The 19,000-nt window shown below is 33.2% G+C and carries 18 protein-coding genes and 1 pseudogene; 4 read left to right on the top strand and 15 right to left on the bottom strand.

All coding sequences use genetic code 11. The annotated features are described in order from the left end of the window. Positions 1 to 158 precede the first annotated feature (158 nt). The 6 genes and pseudogenes from CW751_RS03355 to CW751_RS03335 all read right to left on the bottom strand — a co-directional run bounded on the left by CW751_RS03355 (position 159) and on the right by CW751_RS03335 (position 4,323). Positions 159 to 1,103: a YihY/virulence factor BrkB family protein gene (locus tag CW751_RS03355; protein ID WP_101333590.1), complete on the bottom strand. Its 945-nt coding sequence runs from the start codon at positions 1,101 to 1,103 to the stop codon at positions 159 to 161. After that, complete coding sequence (locus CW751_RS03350) at positions 1,096 to 2,025, bottom strand: ATP-binding cassette domain-containing protein (RefSeq protein WP_165779205.1); 930 nt, start codon at positions 2,023 to 2,025, stop codon at positions 1,096 to 1,098. The genes CW751_RS03355 and CW751_RS03350 overlap by 8 nt, the downstream gene beginning before the upstream one ends. Further along, complete coding sequence (locus tag CW751_RS03345; RefSeq protein WP_101333588.1) at positions 2,022 to 2,444, bottom strand: hypothetical protein; 423 nt, start codon at positions 2,442 to 2,444, stop codon at positions 2,022 to 2,024. The genes CW751_RS03350 and CW751_RS03345 overlap by 4 nt, the downstream gene beginning before the upstream one ends. A 153-nt stretch (positions 2,445 to 2,597) precedes the next feature. After that, positions 2,598 to 2,975, bottom strand: a complete 378-nt coding sequence (locus CW751_RS15805) for a cytochrome-c peroxidase (protein ID WP_262484518.1) — start codon at positions 2,973 to 2,975, stop codon at positions 2,598 to 2,600. Positions 2,976 to 3,014: 39 nt separating this feature from the next. Next, positions 3,015 to 3,395 (bottom strand): annotated as a pseudogene (locus CW751_RS15800) (cytochrome-c peroxidase); the annotation flags it as partial. Positions 3,396 to 3,549: 154 nt separating this feature from the next. Then, positions 3,550 to 4,323 (bottom strand): class I SAM-dependent methyltransferase, encoded by a 774-nt coding sequence (locus CW751_RS03335; protein ID WP_101333586.1) that lies wholly within the window; start codon positions 4,321 to 4,323, stop codon positions 3,550 to 3,552. Between the two features lie 98 nt (positions 4,324 to 4,421). Here CW751_RS03335 and CW751_RS03330 point away from each other — a divergent pair, with 98 nt between their 5' ends. The 3 genes from CW751_RS03330 to CW751_RS03320 all read left to right on the top strand — a co-directional run bounded on the left by CW751_RS03330 (position 4,422) and on the right by CW751_RS03320 (position 7,213). Next, positions 4,422 to 5,396, top strand: coding sequence for a DUF4421 family protein (locus tag CW751_RS03330; protein ID WP_101333585.1), 975 nt, complete (start codon positions 4,422 to 4,424; stop codon positions 5,394 to 5,396). A 117-nt stretch (positions 5,397 to 5,513) separates the two neighbouring features. Further along, the gene (locus CW751_RS03325; RefSeq protein WP_133122109.1) at positions 5,514 to 6,356 is read left to right on the top strand and encodes a hypothetical protein; all 843 of its coding nucleotides are present in this window, start codon (positions 5,514 to 5,516) and stop codon (positions 6,354 to 6,356) included. 50 nt (positions 6,357 to 6,406) lie between these two features. Next, entirely contained in the window at positions 6,407 to 7,213 is an 807-nt protein-coding gene (locus tag CW751_RS03320; protein WP_101333583.1) for a PP2C family protein-serine/threonine phosphatase, read from the top strand. A gap of 232 nt (positions 7,214 to 7,445) precedes the next feature. Here CW751_RS03320 and CW751_RS03315 read toward each other — a convergent pair whose 3' ends face one another. The 8 genes from CW751_RS03315 to CW751_RS03280 form a co-directional block, all read right to left on the bottom strand. Then, entirely contained in the window at positions 7,446 to 8,924 is a 1,479-nt protein-coding gene (locus tag CW751_RS03315; protein WP_101333582.1) for a VWD domain-containing protein, read from the bottom strand. A 107-nt stretch (positions 8,925 to 9,031) separates the two neighbouring features. Continuing rightward, entirely contained in the window at positions 9,032 to 10,648 is a 1,617-nt protein-coding gene (gene pckA / locus CW751_RS03310; RefSeq protein ID WP_101333581.1) for a phosphoenolpyruvate carboxykinase (ATP), read from the bottom strand. Between the two features lie 121 nt (positions 10,649 to 10,769). Beyond that, positions 10,770 to 11,171, bottom strand: coding sequence for a DUF423 domain-containing protein (locus CW751_RS03305; protein WP_101333580.1), 402 nt, complete (start codon positions 11,169 to 11,171; stop codon positions 10,770 to 10,772). Next, a complete protein-coding gene (locus CW751_RS03300) occupies positions 11,164 to 12,804 on the bottom strand; it encodes a DNA repair protein RecN (protein ID WP_101333579.1) in 1,641 nt (546 codons plus the stop codon). Before CW751_RS03300 ends, CW751_RS03305 begins: the two co-directional genes overlap by 8 nt. Further along, positions 12,804 to 13,706, bottom strand: a complete 903-nt coding sequence (gene porD, locus CW751_RS03295) for a type IX secretion system protein PorD (protein ID WP_101333578.1) — start codon at positions 13,704 to 13,706, stop codon at positions 12,804 to 12,806. The genes CW751_RS03300 and porD overlap by 1 nt, the downstream gene beginning before the upstream one ends. Then, positions 13,703 to 14,902, bottom strand: a complete 1,200-nt coding sequence (gene coaBC, locus CW751_RS03290) for a bifunctional phosphopantothenoylcysteine decarboxylase/phosphopantothenate--cysteine ligase CoaBC (protein ID WP_101333577.1) — start codon at positions 14,900 to 14,902, stop codon at positions 13,703 to 13,705. Before coaBC ends, porD begins: the two co-directional genes overlap by 4 nt. A 17-nt stretch (positions 14,903 to 14,919) precedes the next feature. Further along, positions 14,920 to 15,237: a DNA-directed RNA polymerase subunit omega gene (locus tag CW751_RS03285; protein ID WP_101333576.1), complete on the bottom strand. Its 318-nt coding sequence runs from the start codon at positions 15,235 to 15,237 to the stop codon at positions 14,920 to 14,922. 10 nt (positions 15,238 to 15,247) lie between these two features. Next, positions 15,248 to 16,240 carry an outer membrane protein assembly factor BamD gene (locus CW751_RS03280; protein WP_101333575.1) on the bottom strand — a complete coding sequence of 331 codons (993 nt, stop codon included), beginning with the start codon at positions 16,238 to 16,240 and terminating at the stop codon, positions 15,248 to 15,250. A 236-nt stretch (positions 16,241 to 16,476) separates the two neighbouring features. Here CW751_RS03280 and uvrB point away from each other — a divergent pair, with 236 nt between their 5' ends. Continuing rightward, on the top strand, positions 16,477 to 18,468 hold the full coding sequence (gene uvrB, locus CW751_RS03275) for an excinuclease ABC subunit UvrB (protein WP_101333574.1): 1,992 nt from the start codon (positions 16,477 to 16,479) through the stop codon (positions 18,466 to 18,468). Between the two features lie 146 nt (positions 18,469 to 18,614). Here the strand turns inward: uvrB and CW751_RS03270 are convergent, their stop codons facing one another. Next, positions 18,615 to 18,872 (bottom strand): hypothetical protein, encoded by a 258-nt coding sequence (locus CW751_RS03270; RefSeq protein ID WP_101333573.1) that lies wholly within the window; start codon positions 18,870 to 18,872, stop codon positions 18,615 to 18,617. Positions 18,873 to 19,000 lie beyond the last annotated feature (128 nt).

Here is a 19,000-nt window from a genome sequence, read left to right as displayed (position 1 = left end):
TCAGTATGTTCAACAAATCGTAATTTAGCTTATGCGGAAAATCTATTTCAATCCTTACGTAATAATTCGAATAATGGAAAGCTCTTGCAATACGATGGAAGAAAACTGAAAGCAAAAAAGAAATAAAAACGAAGAAGGAGATGGCACCTTAAAAGAGATTATTTCGCTTTTATTGGCATTCCAACCATTCTTGCATAGACAGAAGTGTATTTTGCGCCCAGAAAAACAATCTGAGAGGTGAAAAATATCCAGGTGAGCACTGCCATAATTGTTCCTGCTATTCCACTATCATCTGCAGCAAAAAAGTAATTGGCTAAATAATAATTGATTAAAGTTTGTCCTCCATAAAGTAAAATTGCAGTAAATAATGCTCCTGCCATTGCTAATTTCCATTTTACTATTCCATCGTGTAAATATTTGAAGACAAGGGTGAAGACTAAAAAGTTGATTGCTAATATAGATATATGCTCGAGTATGGAAAAAAGCACCTCTTGAAAAAAACTTCCATCAGATAGCATTTTCGCACCGATAGCAACAAGAATAGACTGTGCAAAATAAATTACAATAGCGATCATTGCAAAGATAGCCATCAAGCCAACGGAAAGTAAGCGTTTTACTAACTCTTCTAGTACAGCATTGTAATGTTTGATAGGAATAATACCAAAAAATGAGTTTAATGATTTCCGTAATGAATTAAACATGGCCGTTGAAATAAATGCAAGTGCTATTATACCAACCACTTGCATGAAAGGAGTTCCTCCTTTTCCGAATTCCCATTTATACATTAAATCTGTAAATGCAGAAACATCTGCTATGCCCATATTGGTTTCAAGGAGGTTTCCGACAATTTTAATGACCTGATCTTGGCCAACAATTAATCCGAAACTGGTGATTGCCAAATAGATTATTGGAATTAGGGCTATCATTGCGTAATACGCCAAAGCTGCACCGTGCATAAAGCTATCGCCTTTAAAAAATTCCTTAAAACTAATTTTGGTAAGTTCTAATAATTCAGACCAAGTAAGCTTTCTACCTCTGTTTTTATCTTTAACCACTTGAATGTTTTTCTTTGGCGCTTTTTTGTATTCGGTGTCTTCAGACATATATTTCTTTAATTTCTTTTAGTTCGGTTGATGCATATAAAACAATTTCATTTTTATTTTTTAGTTGAAAGTAATTCTCAATAAACGGCCCGTTAAACTGACTCTTACGAAAGGTTACGGATACGGCCAATTTATTATTTTCAGGTACTAAACTATATTCATTCGGTCTAAACAAATATTGTTTTTCTTGAATGTAAACACTGTTTAAATCTCCAAAGAATCGTCCTTCAAATAATGTTTTCGGCTTATAATATGCCATTTCCGGTGTATAAGAACGTTGGATATTTCCTTTGTACATCATTAAAATACGATTTGACCAAGATAAAGCCTCTGCTCCATTATGAGTTACTAAAACAACACCCATTTCTCTAATTTTGGCTAACTCTTTTAGATATGTTCCAATTTTTCTATGTAGATGAACATCAAAATGAACAAAAGGTTCATCGAGCAGCAAGTACTTCGGTTCCTTAGCCAGTGCGCAGGCCATTGATAGTCTTTGTTTTTCTCCTCCTGAAATTTTCTTTGACTTCTTATTAGAAACAGAGTTAAGTTCAAAAATAGTCAATAACTCTTGTACAAAACTTAACCTGTCTTGGCGATTTAAATGATGAAGTTGGTTTGCAATGTTTTCACTTACAGTAAAATACTCATCTTGTTCAAAATTTTGATTGACCAATGCTATTTCAGGATGTCCTGCAACTAATTTTTCTTGTGGTCCAAGAAGTTTATGACCATCTATTAATATTTCTCCCTGTGAAATTTGCAATTGCCCAGCCATACACTTTAAAAGAGTTGACTTTCCTGTGCCGCTAGGACCAACAATTGAACAGATTTCTCCAGGCGACACTTCTAATTCAACCCCTTTAAAAACAGGTTTAGATAGCGCGTAATTAAAACCAATATGTTTAAGTTTTAGACTCAATCCACTAAAGATTTCGGAAAATCCTGAATATCGATATAAATACCAGGTAAAGGATTAGTTAAAGGCTCTTTTTCTTCTAAATATACTGAAAGCGTTAATTCATCTTCCTCGCTAATCTCAAAACGATTTACAATAGATTGAGAACAAGCCATTGTTGTTATTGAATCATCTTCACCAATAAATTGAAAGCACGTCATATTGGGAATTTCGTAATTAAAGGGAAATCCATCCTTTTCACCTTGAAGATTGTAAACTGAATCTTCCACAACTTCAATAGACTTTATCGTGTTGGTAAGCTCCAATTCATCTTGCCAATCGTAAAACCTATTGTTTTCAGACTCATTTCCATCGTGATGTGCTTCAGCAAATTCAGGAGAAAAGTCATAATTTAATTTATAAAAATGGGCAACACCTTTCATATATTACTCTTTATATTTGACGTCAAAAATAAGGGTTTTAAATCAATTCTACGCACACCAACTCTATTGGAAAGCGAAAATGTTTTCCTACTACTTTCTTTAATTAATTTAAAGGGGTAAAGTTATTTAAAATATGGAAGCTTTTAAAGGTACTTAATCCAGAAATTGCTTGTCAGTAAGCGCATTTAAAAAATATATTAAATCCGTTTGTTCTTGATTTGTTAGTGTAAATGGTTGGATGTGCTGACTTTGATTAAAATGTTGCTTTCCTCCTGTTTTGTAATGTTCGACAACCTCTTTTAAAGTCTCCATTTCTCCATCGTGCATATAAGGTTTGGTAATAGCGATATTTCTAAGTGTGGGCACTTTAAATTTTCCAATATCGTTTGAATCTGCTGTAATGTTATACCTACCTGGATCCTCATACTTTGCGTAAATTCCATTATTTTGAAGTGAGTTATTGGTAAAAGAAGATCCGCTGTGACAAGCCGTACAATTTAATTCTTCATCAAATAATTTAAAACCTCTCACTAGGGCAGAATCTTTTACTATTCCTTTGTTTTTCCAATCATCAAAGGTACTGTTTTCTTGATAAATACTTTTTTGATATGCACTAAGGGCACGGGTTAAAACAAATGGATCAAAATCTCTTTGGTAAATTGAATGGGCCAAACTGTCATATAATTTAATTTTAGATAGCTTAGGAAATAAATCCATAATGGTACCTCCCATTTCGTTGGTATCTTGCAAAGGCACAATGGCTTGCATTTCTAAGGTTTTAACACCACCGTCCCACATAAATTGATCTTGATTACGCACATTCCACAAACTTGGTGAATTTCTTTTTCCTTGACGTTGATGAATTCCAATACTGGTTTTTGAAGCGTCTGAAAATGCTAATTCTGGCAAATGACAAGAACTACAAGAAATAGTGTTATTTAAGGAAAGACGTTGATCAAAAAAAGTGCCTTTCCTAGTTCGACCAGTAACTGATCCTTCTCTTTAGACGGCAGATCTGTTGGGTATGCAGAAATATTTTTATTTGTTTTAGATGTGCATCCAAATAAAAGTACAATCAAAAAATATAAGCCCCTTCTCAATTGCATTACTTCTTTTTATGAACAATATATAGAATTTCTTCTGGAATCAGTCGATATCTTTCAATATCCTGTTGTGGAAACTCTTTAGTTGTATGAAACTCTTCCACTTCAAAACCAGCTCTTTTAAGCCACTCAGGGTAATCCCTTCCAAATAATCGAACATGATCTTTTTGCCAAAAATGTTTTTCTCTTTCCTCTGGTGAAGTTATAGAAGGGTCTTCGTATGTTAATTCACGAGACAAATCTTGAGGAACTTGAAAAATTCCCCAGCCACCTGGTTTCATAACACGATTGAGTTCACGCATACATTGTAAAGCGTCGTCTACATGCTCGAGTACATGGTTGCAAAATATGACATCAAAACGATCTTCTTCTAATGGAATATCATGTAAATCAAAATGTAAATCTGCTATTGGGGAAACTAAATCACCAGTTAGGTAATCCAAATTTCCTTGAGCTTTAAACTTTTCATGAAAACATTGCTCTGGAGCTATGTGCAGCAAAGAAAGCTTGTCTTTAAAAAAACGTGTTTCTTGCTGTAAATACAACCACATCAGCCGATGACGCTCTAAGGTCAAGTCATACGGGCACAATACATTTTCGCGGTGCGCAACACTAGAGCCATAAGATAAAAACTTACTAAAGGAACGTTCACAAACCGGACACGCAACTTTGTTACCTTTATATAAAATAGGTGCTATTTTCTTAAATAAGTAACTCATTCTTATGAGTAAAGGTCTTGGTAACGTATTGAGTAAAAATTTATATAACTTTTTCATTAGCTTTTGAAAATTTCGATGAAGTAACTTTTTATACAAAAATATAAAGTTGCAGCACAATGTTACAATTTAATTTGAATAACGTATGTTTGTAGTCGATGAAAATTATAAAACTTCTCCTATTTTTTTGGGTGATTTCTAATTTTACGTATGCCCAAAGTGACAGTTTAGCGTTTGCTATGCACAAAAATAGAATTACTGTGCATACTTCTCTATCCTTGAAGGATGCTCCGTTTAGTTTGCGAGATAAATTTGGTAATTTTAAAAGGTTAAACTATCGTGCGAACCTAAACGTTATTCATGGATTTGGTATTGCTCACAAATGGTTTGCCATTAACATTAACTATAAGCTACCTGGTTATGTCCGCAATACAGAAAAATTCGGAAAAACTAATTACTTTGATTTAGGAGTGCAATTCAGTCTTAAAAAGTGGTATTTTAGAGTAGATTTTCATGACTATCGAGGATACGGAATTAAAAATGCTTCAAAAATTGCAGATACTATTCCCCTTTCTACATCTGGGTATTTTTTAAATAGTAAAATTCAATCTGCTTCTTTGGGCATTAATGCTTATCATTTTTTTTCAAAAGATTTGAATATGCAAGCTGCCATAGGTATAAAAGGTAGGTACACACAACGCGTACATGGCCCTTACATTAGAATTACTACTAATTTGCATGGTATTTCCGCGAATAAAGGTCTCATTCCACATAATTTTTTTGACTCTGAATCCTCTATACATTTATCTGAATCTATTACAGCATTTGATGTTGGCGCAATTCCAGGATATGCTTTCTTAAATAATATTGATGGTTGGCAATTTGGGGCATTTGTTGGATTAGGTGGCGTTATTCAGGCAAAAGTTTATAATTATCCAGGAAATCAAAGAGGTTTTTTAGGATTAGCTCCTCGTGTTGACCTAAAACTTCAAGTAGGATATAACGTTAAAAATTGGTTCTTGATGTTGACCTCTTCATTTGATCAAAAAAATATTAGATTTAAGACATTCAGGTATAATCAATTATACTATTATGTAAGATTAGCTTATGGCTATCGTTTTAAATATGAATAGAGAAAGATTTCAAAATTACATGTAAAGCACAACTTATTTATATTTTTGTTAAATTTTAAAGCTTATAAATGGCCTTATATTTTAAATACATATCCTTGTGCAATTACAATGATTAATATGAAAGAGAAATTTAATATTGCATTTCTACTTTTTGGGCTAATTTGCATTCTGAGCTTTACTGTACATGGACAAAAACTGGAGCAACTAGAAGAACAGTTGAAAACTGCCAAATCTGAAAATCAACAAAAACTTGTTGTTGAGACTTATATTCTTTTAGGTGACTATTATGTTAACGAAGAAGATAAAATCAATAAAGGACAACGATTTTATCGCCGAGGAGCTCGAAGAAATAAAAACAATGAATTTCAGGATTTGGCAATATTGTACAATCGACAATATGCACGAAGTTATGTTTTACAAAATAATTACGAAGATGCCGCTACGCATTATGAGGAAGCATTACGAATCGCAAAATCCAATAAATTAAAAAACTATACGCGAAATTTAACTGAAGAGATTAGACAGTTTAATGAAAAACGTAAAAAAATTGAACTGGCTAAAAAGGAGTTAGATAATTTAAAATCCTTAAAAGATGATGAAGCCATTGCATACATAGAAGATAAAAACTCCAAAGAAGCACAAGAAACCGAACAATTCTTCTACAAAATCAACAAATTAAGTAGAGAAAATCAACTGCAGCAAATCAAAATAAAATTTACAGAGAATGAATTAGAAAAGAAGGATTTAAAAATTGAATTACTTGATCAATACAACAAGGCTAAGGAAGCTGAAATTAAGAAAAATGAGGCTGAACTTGCTTTAAAAAATGCTGAAATAGAAAAAAGAAGATTAGAAACACAGCGTCAAAGAAATGTTATACTTTTTTTCGTCGTTGTTTCTGTTCTTTTAATATTCATTGGTTTAATTATCGTGCGAAACTATATCAAACAAAAAAATTAAATGATTTATTATCTGAGAAAAACAAGGTCATTAAGCAGAAAAATCAAGAAATGACCGACAGTTTAAATTATGCACAAAGAATTCAGGAAGCTATTCTCGACGGCAATGTAATTGAAGAAGATTTACTTCCGGCGCATTTTGTTTTCAATCAACCCAAGCAAATTGTTAGTGGAGACTTTTTCTGGCGAAATAAAACAACCAATGGAAATATTGTCTGGGCCGTTGTAGATTGCACAGGACATGGTGTTCCTGGAGCTTTTATGAGCATTATAGGTGTACGATTACTTAATGAAATTGTAATTGAACAAGGTGTTTCAGATCCTGGGACAATTTTAGACAAACTAAAAGAGGGTGTCATTCATACATTGAATCAGAAAGACCAATCCAATCATAAACAAGACGGAATGGACATGGTGATATGCGTTTGGGATCCAAAAACAAACCTATTAGAATTTGCTGGAGCAAATAACAGCATTTATATACTTCGTCCAGATATTTCAAATATAAATCATACATTACCAAAAGCACGTTTTAAAACTTTTGAAAGCAATTTACTTGAGATTAAAGGTGATCGTTCTCCTATAGGGTATTACCCTTATTTTAATCAGCCATTCGAAACCATAAAAATTCAACTAGAAAAAGGTGATGTTATATATGCCCTATCTGATGGATTTCAAGATCAATTTGGAGGAAGTAAAAATAAAAAATACACCACAAAAAGAATGAAACGTTTCATGTCAAATCATGCCGACCATTCTATTGATCAGCAGAGTATAATTTTTAAAGATGAACTGAACAAATGGAAAGGTGGTTATGAGCAAATTGATGATGTTTGTATCGTTGGGGTAAAAGTTTAACCTGAAAACAAATATCTACCTTATCTACCTTAAATTCGTTTAAGGAAACTATCTAGAACACCTATCTAGTATTTTATTTACACATCGCCATAAAAATCATAATGTTAAGGTTAAAATTTATTACAAGATTACATTTGGCTAGAAAAATATTTCAATCGAGCACAGAAATAAAAAAACACCCTGAAGTCATAACATAACTTCAGGGTTACCTTAATGTAATTAAATACATATTTTATCTTCTACCAGATCGGCTTGAAGGTGTACTTCGTGTTCCTCCAGGGTTTGTTCTTGTATTTGGTCTTGGGTTAGTTGTTCTCGGTTGATTTCTTCTCGGTGGATTAACTTGAACTCCAGTCCCAATAAATATTGATGGTCTTATGCGAATTCGTGGCTGATTACCATTTCCGTCATTCTTAACACCAGTCCCCTCTTTATTCAATTCTGGCTCCTTATATTTAGTTGAACGCTTTGGACGTTGATAATCATCTTTGTGCGCGATTGGTTCAAGCCCTAAATGTCCATAATCATAAACTGCTTCAAACAAGTCTTCTTCTGCAACACCAGCAGTTCTAGCTTTTTTCAATCCTTCTTCAATTTTTTCATCTTCTAATTCTGCTAAGGTCAACATCTCTTTAGGATATCTAATACTGTCTGGAATATCAGTCATTTGATGCCTCCTCAAAGATGTTGTACTGTCTAATTGATAAGCACCTCCATAAACACGTGTAATGAAAAATAAATCACCTGATTTTCTATTGAGAACAGCAGGTTTATTTCTATTCGACCCGAAGGTGTTTTCATAATTATCCCCTACATTTTTTCTTGTGTACTCCTCTCCTGTTTCTTCATCATGCACAACTAAATCATTAATCTCTCCGTCATTATTTCCTAACAAACCATAGTAATCATTTCGACATGAAGGAACATAAAGTTTAAGATCAAAGAGGTTTTGATCAGTAAATTCTCTTGTTGAAATACTCATTTGCTCTCCTGTTGGCCATTTAACAAGGTGTTTTCCTTTTCTATAGTTGATTATTCCACCTTGAGGAAGAATTAAATCTGTTTTTTCATTTTGAATTTCTTCATTATTTATATGGATCATTTTTTGACCACGCTCTTCATCTGGAGAAGAAAAGGTTACCAAATCTCCATTTATGTTCATAGCTACACCACCATTCAAAGCAATACTAGGCGATGATCTTACCTGCTGGGTCTGAACCATAAATGAATTATCTTCAGAGGCTGTTAACAGATAATCTCCAGCGTTTTGAAAGTCAAAGCGTTCACCGTCATACGTTCTTAAATGAGGATCGCCACTCGACTTACCATTTCTATTGATGTCGCATTTAGAAGACTGAACATATTCCTTCCACTCTTCCCAATAATAACGATCATTTCGAGTCGATTTCTTTTCATTCTCTAATGCTGTAGTTGCAATACGAGTCATACGATCAATTCTTTGCTCATCCATCATTTGGAGTAGTTCAAAGCTAGTTTGATTAACACTTTGCGGTCGTTCAGGTTGTTGTTCTTTCATTACAATTGCTGCAATGCTTTCATATAAGTAAGCACCTTTGGTTTTATCCCAACGGGTCATAATTTCCTTTATATGATCAGAATCCTTTCTTTCAAAAGGCACAGGATTAGATTGCACATTTGCCATAGCAGCAAAAGCAAATAATTGGGCGAATAAAAAAGTAAAATATCTCATAAACCTTGTTTTTAGTTACGTGTGAACTATTAACAATAAATATACCAAAAAAACAGCCAGACATAATTAAATATCTGACTGTTTATAGTTTACAATTAAATTTACACTTATTTTACCATAACATTTGGAGCGGCATCCATTATTTCTTTAGAAGCGTTACTCTCAAAGGATTTAAAATTATTTACAAATGCTTGTGCTAGTTCCGAGGCTTTCATATCAAAAGCTTCTTTATCTTCCCATGTGTTTCTAGGGTTTAAGATTTCATCAGGAACGTTAGGACACTCCTTTGGCATATTGAGTCCAAAAAACTCATCCTTACTATAATTGATATTGTCTAATTCTCCTGTTAATGCAGCAGTAATTAAAGCACGTGTATATTTTAATTTAATTCGCTGACCTACTCCGTAGCCACCACCAGACCATCCAGTGTTGACAAGCCAAACATTAACATCATTTTTTTCTATTTTTTCACCTAACATTTCAGCATATTTTGTTGGGTGTAAAGGTAAGAAAGGAGCGCCAAAACAAGCTGAAAAAACAGTTTGTGGCTCAGTAATTCCCGCTTCTGTTCCAGCAACCTTTGCTGTATATCCTGAAATAAAATGATACATCGCCTGACCTGAATTAAGTTTAGATATCGGAGGTAAGACACCAAAAGCATCACAGGTTAAAAAGAAAATATTCTTAGGTGCAGAACCTTTTGAGGGCACCATAATATTATCAATATGATGAATTGGGTATGAAACACGAGTATTTTGCGTTATTGTGTCATCCTCATAATCTGGAGTTGTAGTGTTTTCCTTGAATCCAATATTTTCCAATAATGCACCAAATTTGATGGCTTCGTATATTTGAGGTTCTTTTTCAGCTGAAAGATCTATTGTTTTCGCATAACAACCACCCTCAAAATTGAAAACACTTCCATTCTCAGCCCATCCATGCTCATCATCTCCGATCAACCTGCGGTTAGGGTCTGATGAAAGTGTAGTTTTTCCTGTTCCCGATAATCCGAAAAAAATTGCTGTATCATTATCTTTACCAACATTAGCAGAGCAATGCATAGAAAGAACATTTTTTTCAAAAGGTAAAACAAAATTTAGCACTGAAAAAATACCTTTTTTAATCTCACCTGTATAGCCAGTACCTCCAATAATTATCATTTTTTTGGTAAAATTGATAATTGCAAAGTTTGATTGACGTGTACCGTCTATCGCTGGATCGGCAGGAAAATTCGGAGCACATACGATATGCCATTCTGGTGAAAAGTTTTCAATTTCTTCATCCGTTGGACGTAAAAACATATTGTGTGCAAACATATTTGACCAAGGTAACTCCGTTACCACACGAATATTCAATCGATAATCATCATCTGCACACGCATAAGAATCACGTACATACATATCTTTACCTGATAAATATGCTTTCATTCGATTATACAATGCATCAAATTTATCTGAATCAAATTTTTTATTGATGTTTCCCCACCAAACATTATTTTCTGTTTTCTCATCACAAACGATGAAACGATCTTCAGGAGATCTACCTGTAAATTCACCTGTATTTACTGCAATTGCACCGGAATCGGTTAAGGTTCCTTCCCCTAATAGAATCGTATCCTCTATTAATTCTGCAGGACTCATGTTCCAAAAAACATTTTCAAGATTTCCTAAATCTATGTCTTTCTTTAAATTGGCGTTTGAACCTTTTTTACCAAATTCATTCATAATATTAATTTTTGCTTAATGCTTTTATGGTTTACAAATTTATAATGATATTCATTGATTTCAATTAATATCTGGTTTTATTTATTCACATTTCAATGTTGTATATCTATTTTTGATAATGTTAAGACCTGTAGGTTCTCAAGAATTTAACAAGTAAAACTGTCCATCCAAGAATCATTATCAATCCACCTATAGGCGTAACAGGACCAATAAACTTTCCAAGATTTAGATTCAGCAAAGGTTTTCCTAAAACCAGTAGAAAAATCGAAACTGAAAAAAGTAATGTTCCCCAAAAAATCGATCGAAATGGAGATAATATTCCAAAATCAAACTTATCTACCACTCCTGCTAAAGCAAGTAAACCTAATCCATTGTAAAACAAATAACTCGTTCCAACTTTAAAACTGTTAATTTGCTCTTCGACAATACCAATTGTTTCGAGGTAGTGTGCTCCCATTGCTCCTAATATGATTCCCAAAAGAATAAATATTAAACCCACCAATATTAATTTCTTATTATTCATTCATTAAGTTTTTGGCATTTAACAAAGCTGCTTCGTTTACAACACTTCCACTCATAAGTTTTGCTATTTCTTCAATTCTTTGCTCTTCATTTAATGGTAGAAGTGAAGTTTTGGTAACACCTTTAATATCTTGCTTTTTTACTAAAATATGATGAGAACCTTTACTCGCTACTTGCGGTAAATGTGTTATAGCGAGTAACTGCATTCTCTCCCCCATTTTTTTCAAATGCTCACCTATCTTTTGTGCAACCTCGCCAGATACTCCTGTGTCAATCTCATCAAATATAACAGTTGGTAAGGCTTTTTTCTGCGACATTAAGAATTGAACCACTAACATTAAGCGGGATAATTCTCCACCAGAAGCAGACTTTTCGATTATTTTCGGTTCAATTCCTTTGTTTGGAGCAAAAAACAAAGTAATATCATCAACTCCAAATTCATTTAAAGTCGTTGCTGAAAATTCAAACTTTATGGTTGCTCCTACAAGTTTTAATTGATTCAATAGGTCCTTAACCTGTTTCTCTATTTTATTTGCTGATTCTTTGCGCTTTTTTGAAAGCTTTTCTGCTATTTCAAGGGCCTCGTTTTCAACTTTATGAAGTAGCATTTGCTTTTCTTCAATACGCTCTTCAATTTGATCAGCTGAATTTACATCTTCGGATAACTCAACAATTTTCAGTTTTAACTCCTCTTGTGTCGTTAAGTTATGTTTTCTTAACGCTGCATTAAAACCATCAAGTAATTCAATGTTTTTATTTAATTCCTCTGGTGAGAATGTTAAATCAGACAAATCATTTTCAGCACTTGTACCTATATCATTAAGTTCAATATTAACAGATTGTAAACGCTCAATTAAAGCCGTTACCTTATCATCCTGAATAGAAACTGACTTTATAACTCGATTTAAGGTAGAGAAAACACCTTCTTCAGTATTAATAGCTTCTGAAATAATTTGATATGCATTCTTAATTTCTTCAAACTGTTCGCCTCGTTGAACTTCCTCTTCAATTTGTGCATAATTAATTTGATCCAGCTGAAGCTTATTGAGTTCTTCTAATTGAAAGGAATTAAACTCCGATTCAATTGAAAGTTTAGCCTTGTTTTCTTTTAGCGTTGCTATTTCACTTTTTAGTGATTTAATTTGCGCATATATACCTTTAAACTTATTAAGAATTGATTCATTTCCAGCGATCACATCCAAAATTTCTCGCTGATAACTCTTATTTTTTAATTCTAATGTATGATGCTGAGAATGAATATGTATCAAACGCTCAGAAAGCTCTTTCAAAACAGTTAATTGTACAGGTGTATCATTAATGAAAGCCCTAGATTTTCCTTTTGCATTAATTTCTCTTCTAATCAATGTATCCGGTTCAAAATCTAAATCATTTGTCGTAAAGAAGCTTTCAAATCGATTGCGATCCAGCTGAAACAATGCCTCAACAATGGTTTTTTTATCCTTATCTCGAATAACCGAATAATCAGCACGCTCTCCTAAAATTAGTTTTAACGCTCCTAAAAGAATGGACTTTCCAGATCCAGTTTCTCCAGTTATTACAGTAAAACTGTTCTTTAAATTGAGTTCTGCGTTTTCAATTAAAGCAAAATTATTAACAGATAATCGGTTTAACATTATTGAATAATTTCTTGATATTTAGATGCATTTGTTGGGTCTATCCTTTTTAGTAGATTAACAACTTCTGTTTGCTGTTTTCTTTCTGCATCCTTAAATATTCCTATTACCTCTTGTCTTTTGGCTGTTAAAAAATTAAGAACATTCACAGAACCAGGTCGTGATCTATTAACATTCATCAGTTTTTTTAAGGCATTATGTACTTCAGTTCTCGCTAATTCTTGATTATCATACATGCGGTCAAGCCCCTTGCGGTGATAATCATAAAAACATTCACGAAGTGGTGAAAATAATTCTTGTAAGGAGTTCTCTACTAACCAGTAACGATTTTTTCGACCTTTTTCATCCGCTTTCCAGCCGGGCATCATACTGCTTTGTGCCATCATAGTAATTTCTTGTGCTTTTTTAAGGTATGGACTTCCACCTTGATTCGCAAATGAATCACCATCTAGCCCCAAAATATAAAAAGCATAAAATGCCATAATAGAAGACAAATTATCGGTAAATTGATTTTCAGAATAAATAATCTTAGCTCCTCTTCTAAAGTTAAAATGAACATCTTCATCTAAATAATTAAATAAAGTAGTATTGTAACTTGTATTAAAAACAGGTCGTGTTGCTTGAACTTGAACAGTTGCTTGATAATTTCCACTTCCTAAGACTTCAGTAATTGAGAGCTGAAATACACAATTTATTCGTTCTTCAACCTCAAATTCATCTTTTGTCCAAGAGGTATTGTTCATTATTTCAAAAATAGATTGTTCTAATTCTTGAAAAATCTCCTTATCTGTTGTAGAAACTTGTAGGGTTGGATTTATCTGAACATTAACTTGGCAATTCAATTCTTGCGCTGTGTAAGAAAATGAAAACGCTATAAAAAGGAGTACGAGTATTTTTTTCATTTTTTTATGGTCAATAGATAATCTAATATGTTTTTTGCTGCTTCTTTCTTAGTTGTTAACTCAAATTTAGTGGTTTTATTGTTAAAGTCCAACAAGGTTATTTTATTTGTATCGAAACCAAATCCAGCTCCTTTATCTTGTAAGGTATTCACCACAATTAAGTCTAAATTTTTCTTCTTGAGCTTTTCTGCCCCGTACTTTAAGGCATCATTAGTTTCCAAGGCAAAACCAACCAACCACTGATTTTGTTTTTTGACAGCTCCAATAGATTTAAGAATATCAGGATTCTTAACCATTTCAACAACCATCTTGTCTTGAGATTTTTTAATTTTTTGTTCAGCTATTTGATTGGGTCTGTAATCTGAAACAGCAGCAGAAAAAATTCCGCCGTTGCAACCTGAGAAATGTTCATGAACGGCTGTATACATTTCATTTGCAGATTGAACATCAATTCTTGTTAAACGTGAATGACTTAATTTACATTGTGTTGGTCCTGTAACCAAAACAACTTCAGCACCTCTTTTTAGACAGTTTTCGGCTAAAGCAAAGCCCATTTTACCTGTAGAATGATTACCAATAAATCTAACTGGATCAATTGATTCATAAGTTGGTCCTGCAGTAATCAAAACCTTTTGGTTACTCATGGATTGACTTATCGTAAAATGTTCTGTCAATGTATCCATTATGGTTTCTGGTTCAGCCATTCTCCCTTGGCCTGTTAATCCACTTGCAAGAAATCCAGTTTCTGCAGGAATTATATTTACACCTTGTTTACGTAGTTGATCCAGATTTTGAGATGTTGTAGGGTGAGCATACATATCTAAATCCATTGCAGGAGCAACAAAAACAGGGCACTTTGCAGACAAATAGGTTGCGGTAAGTAAATTATCACAAAACCCATTTGACAATTTTGCTAAAGAATTAGCCGTTAAAGGCGCTATTAACATCACGTCTCCCCAAGCTCCAAGATCCACATGATTTGTCCATTCACCATTATCTTTATTCCAGAACGTTAAATATGCTGGGTTTTGCGATAAGGTAGCTACTGTTAGTGGTGATATAAAATCAGAAGAGGCAGGAGTTAAAACACATTTAACTTCTGCCCCTTTGCTTTTTAACATTCTAATTAAGAAAGAAATTTTGTACGCAGCAATACCACCAGTAATACCGATAACAATTCGCTTTCCTTCCCACATGATTATGTGTTAATTAATTATTCTTCAATGCTTTTTACGAAAAGTTTACCTCTTTCCAATTCATCAATAGCCATTGCTGCTGGTTTAGGTAAACGTTCATAAAAACGAGAAATCTCTATTTGCTCTCTATTTTCAAAAATCTCCTCTAAATTATCTGTAGATGATGCGAACTCTTGAAGCTTTTGTGTTAATTCTTCTTTTAAATCAACATTGATTTTATTTGCTCGTTTAGAGAGAATTGCAATGGTTTCGTAGATATTACCTGTTTCACTTTCTAAATCAACAGTATCACGTGTAATTGTTGAACGTTCTGCCCTACTATTTTTAAAACTCATATTCTAATTATTAACTATTGGTTAATTCCTTTTCTGCTTTGTCTTTAATACTTCTCGCCTTCTCTAATAACGAAGATTCTGGGTATTTTGTTGCAAAGTTATCAAATCTTTTGATTGTTTCTTCTAGATAATGAGTTTTTTTCTGAGTAGAATTTGAGTTTGATTGTTCATAAGCGTTAACAATTCCATTAAAACTGTATTTTTCTGCTACAAAACCTAATTCCTCAACTAAGTCGTTATTATATCTTTCCAATCTATTTTGATAGCTTTTACCATCGAACAAATAACTGTATTTGGTATAGGTTTCCATCGCCTCTTCGATTCTTCCTTTTTTCTTACTGAACACACTATTCATCGCTAGTTTATATGCATTTTCGAACTTAATGCGTGTAACCTCATCTAAAAAATGCGAGCGTGGATATTCATCAAGAAAAGATTTTGATGATGCTACAGCAGCACGATACCTCTCCATTTTAGCATACAATTTTACTGATTCAAACTTTTTAGTCTCTAATTTTAATCGCAAACGATCCATTGTTCGATTACAAGAATCTATCAATTCACTTTCAGGAAATCGCTGCACAAATAATTGCAAATCATTTAAAGCTAAATCTGTTTCTTCCTGATCTAAAGCAGGATTTGGACTGTTCTTAACGGAACAAATTGCTGTTAAAAACAAAGCTTTCTCGGCTTTTTCACTCGTTGGATACCTGATGGAGAATTGGTTAAAATAGTAACCTGCCATGTAATAATCTCCTTCCAAAAAATAAGACTTTCCTATTCGATAGTAGGCAACCTGTCCTTGATCTGTATTTGGAAAACGTTGATAAATTTGTTCGTACAACGCAAGAGCACGACTGTAATTCTCTTTTTCATACATACGATTTGCAAACAAGAACTTTTCTTCGTAATCGTCTCCTTTCACAATTTTTTGATAATCACTACAAGACGTAAGTAGCGTCACAAACAAAAAAACGTATAATATATGCTGAATCAATCTCATTTGCGCAAAAGTATAACTTTTCTCATTTGAAAGCAATTTTTATGGTAGATTAACATAAAGTTACATAAATTGAACGGCAAGTTTTGAAGAAATATTGCTTTTAAACAATTCAAGTAGAATTTTATTATTTGAATGCGGTAAACCTATTTATTTTTCACCGCATAAATTATACATAATTTACCTGATCATGGCTTCAATATTTCGTTTTAGTGACTTAAAATCTTTAATTTTGCAGGATGAAGTTCAAATTAGTTTCCGATTTCGATCCAATGGGAGATCAGCCACAAGCCATCAAAGAACTTACGGCAGGAGTTAACGAAAATGTGTTAAATCAAACCTTACTTGGTGTAACAGGAAGTGGTAAAACATTTACAGTTGCCAATGTAATAAAGGAAGTTAACAAACCAACGCTTGTCCTGTCTCATAACAAAACATTAGCTGCGCAACTTTACAATGAATTCAAGCAATTTTTCCCTGAAAATGCTGTGGAATATTTCGTTTCTTATTATGATTATTACCAACCTGAAGCATATTTACCTATTACAGATACTTTCATTGAAAAAGATTTAGCCATTAACGATGAAATTGAAAAATTAAGATTATCAGCTACCTCTGCTCTCCTATCTGGAAGAAGAGATGTAATTGTCATTTCTTCTGTCTCTTGCATATACGGTATTGGAAATCCAAACGAGTTTGAAAAAAGTATTATTCCTATTCAAGTTGGAGATGAGATTTTAAGAAATAAATTTTTATTCAAATTAGTTGAAAACCTATATTCGAGAGCTGGTGATGAATTCAAACGGGGTACTTTTAGAGTTACCGGAGATACAGTTGATATTTTTCTTGCCTATGCTGACTATGCGCTTCGTGTAGAATTTTGGGGTGACGAAATAGAAGGAATTTATACCATAAACCCTGAAAGCAATGATAGAATAGATCAATTAAATGCTATCAATATTTATCCAGCAAATATTTTTGTGAGTTCACCTGAAACGACGAAAGCTGCTATTGAACAAATACAGGATGACATGGTGATACAGGTTGCCAAATTTAAGGAAGAAGGCAAGCACGTTGAAGCTAAGCGTTTACTTGAAAGAACTGAATATGACTTAGAGATGATTCGAGAGCTAGGTTATTGTCAAGGAATAGAAAATTATTCCCGCTATTTTGATAAAAGACTTCCTGGAACACGTCCTTTCTGCTTGCTCGATTACTTCCCCAATGATTTTTTGATGGTTATTGATGAGAGTCATGTCACATTACCACAAATTAGAGCTATGTACGGCGGTGATAAAGCGAGAAAAATCAATTTAGTTGAATATGGCTTTCGTCTTCAGGCGGCAATGGATAACCGTCCTTTAAAATTTGAAGAATTCCAATCCATAGTTAACCAAACTATATACGTTAGTGCAACACCTGCTGATTTTGAAATTGAACAATCAGACGGTGTGGTTGTAGAACAAGTTATACGCCCTACCGGTTTACTGGACCCTGAAATTGAAGTCAGACCTAGTTTAAATCAGATTGATGATCTTATTGAAGAAATTCAAATTCGAATAGATAAAAAAGAAAGAACCCTAGTAACGACATTAACAAAAAGAATGGCAGAGGAACTTCAAAAATATCTTGACAGATTAGGAATTCTATGTCGGTATATTCACAGTGAAGTCGATACTTTAGAACGGGTTGAAATTTTACAACAACTCAGAGAGGGTGTTTTTGATGTTTTAATTGGTGTTAACCTACTTAGAGAAGGCTTAGATTTACCTGAAGTTAGTTTAGTGGCTATACTAGACGCTGACAAGGAAGGTTTTTTACGGAACGAACGCTCCTTAGTTCAAACAGTAGGTAGAGCAGCGCGAAATGTTGAGGGTAAAGTAATTATGTATGCAGATAAGGTTACTAAATCGATGGAACGTACGATAGATGAAACCAACCGCAGAAGAGCTATTCAAATGAAATACAATGAGGATAACAATATGGTTCCAACGGCTTTAAACAAAGGAAATAAAAATGCCTTTCATTATCGTACAGAGGAAGAGAACAACTCCCCTATTGCAGCTGACCCTGTGGAACAATACATGAGTAATGAAGAATTAAATAAAAGCATAAAAAATGCCGAACGTCAGATGAAGAAAGCTGCTAAAGCATTAGATTTTATGGAAGCTGCTCGATTAAGAGATGAGATGTATCGTTTGCAAAAGTTAGTTGACGAAAAAGAAGAATAAAATATATTAAATCTCTGACTAATCTTACAGGAAAAATTTCCTCCCAACTAACTAGTTAAAAGATTGGTTTAGAATTAATTACACATAAAAAAACCATCATTAATCAATTTATGAACAATGATGGTTTTTCGGTTTGAGTATATAACTTATTGCATTTTGTTTAAACGTGTAATCCACTCTTCTTGTGTTTTCACAACCTTTTCCTCTATCGCTTTATAATCTGCTTTATTATTAGCCTTCTTGATATCCCCCATGATTTCTTCTTGAAAGTCTGCTGCATCATCGATAAAAGCATCTGTTTCTTCTTTTTTACTTTCATTGAACAATTGTAAACTGTAGCATTCATCAACTACGTCATAAATCATATTGTTTACATTCTTTTTTAAATTTCTAACACTTGCCATATAAATTGGGTTTTAAAATTATTTATAAATCTTTATACTTAATCAATTCTAATTTGTAAAGATACACTTTACCCCGTTATATTCATCAGTTTATTTTTGATTTTAGAGGAAATTTCTATTTTGATGGT

This window comes from Brumimicrobium salinarum, assembly GCF_002844555.1.
Taxonomy (GTDB): Bacteria; Bacteroidota; Bacteroidia; order Flavobacteriales_D; family Crocinitomicaceae; genus Brumimicrobium; species Brumimicrobium salinarum.
This window is presented reverse-complemented; position numbering and strand designations above follow the sequence as displayed.

Bases quoted from the DNA above. Each gene is read 5' to 3' on its own strand.
- CW751_RS03355 (WP_101333590.1), bottom strand. From the start codon at position 1,103: ATGTCTGAAGACACCGAATACAAAAAAGCGCCAAAGAAAAACATTCAA.
- CW751_RS03345 (WP_101333588.1), bottom strand. From the start codon at position 2,444: ATGAAAGGTGTTGCCCATTTTTATAAATTAAATTATGACTTTTCTCCT.
- CW751_RS03335 (WP_101333586.1), bottom strand. From the start codon at position 4,323: ATGAAAAAGTTATATAAATTTTTACTCAATACGTTACCAAGACCTTTA.
- CW751_RS03330 (WP_101333585.1), top strand. From the start codon at position 4,422: ATGAAAATTATAAAACTTCTCCTATTTTTTTGGGTGATTTCTAATTTT.
- CW751_RS03325 (WP_133122109.1), top strand. From the start codon at position 5,514: ATGAAAGAGAAATTTAATATTGCATTTCTACTTTTTGGGCTAATTTGC.
- CW751_RS03320 (WP_101333583.1), top strand. From the start codon at position 6,407: ATGACCGACAGTTTAAATTATGCACAAAGAATTCAGGAAGCTATTCTC.
- CW751_RS03315 (WP_101333582.1), bottom strand. From the start codon at position 8,924: ATGAGATATTTTACTTTTTTATTCGCCCAATTATTTGCTTTTGCTGCT.
- pckA (WP_101333581.1), bottom strand. From the start codon at position 10,648: ATGAATGAATTTGGTAAAAAAGGTTCAAACGCCAATTTAAAGAAAGAC.
- CW751_RS03305 (WP_101333580.1), bottom strand. From the start codon at position 11,171: ATGAATAATAAGAAATTAATATTGGTGGGTTTAATATTTATTCTTTTG.
- CW751_RS03300 (WP_101333579.1), bottom strand. From the start codon at position 12,804: ATGTTAAACCGATTATCTGTTAATAATTTTGCTTTAATTGAAAACGCA.
- porD (WP_101333578.1), bottom strand. From the start codon at position 13,706: ATGAAAAAAATACTCGTACTCCTTTTTATAGCGTTTTCATTTTCTTAC.
- coaBC (WP_101333577.1), bottom strand. From the start codon at position 14,902: ATGTGGGAAGGAAAGCGAATTGTTATCGGTATTACTGGTGGTATTGCT.
- CW751_RS03285 (WP_101333576.1), bottom strand. From the start codon at position 15,237: ATGAGTTTTAAAAATAGTAGGGCAGAACGTTCAACAATTACACGTGAT.
- CW751_RS03280 (WP_101333575.1), bottom strand. From the start codon at position 16,240: ATGAGATTGATTCAGCATATATTATACGTTTTTTTGTTTGTGACGCTA.
- uvrB (WP_101333574.1), top strand. From the start codon at position 16,477: ATGAAGTTCAAATTAGTTTCCGATTTCGATCCAATGGGAGATCAGCCA.
- CW751_RS03270 (WP_101333573.1), bottom strand. From the start codon at position 18,872: ATGGCAAGTGTTAGAAATTTAAAAAAGAATGTAAACAATATGATTTAT.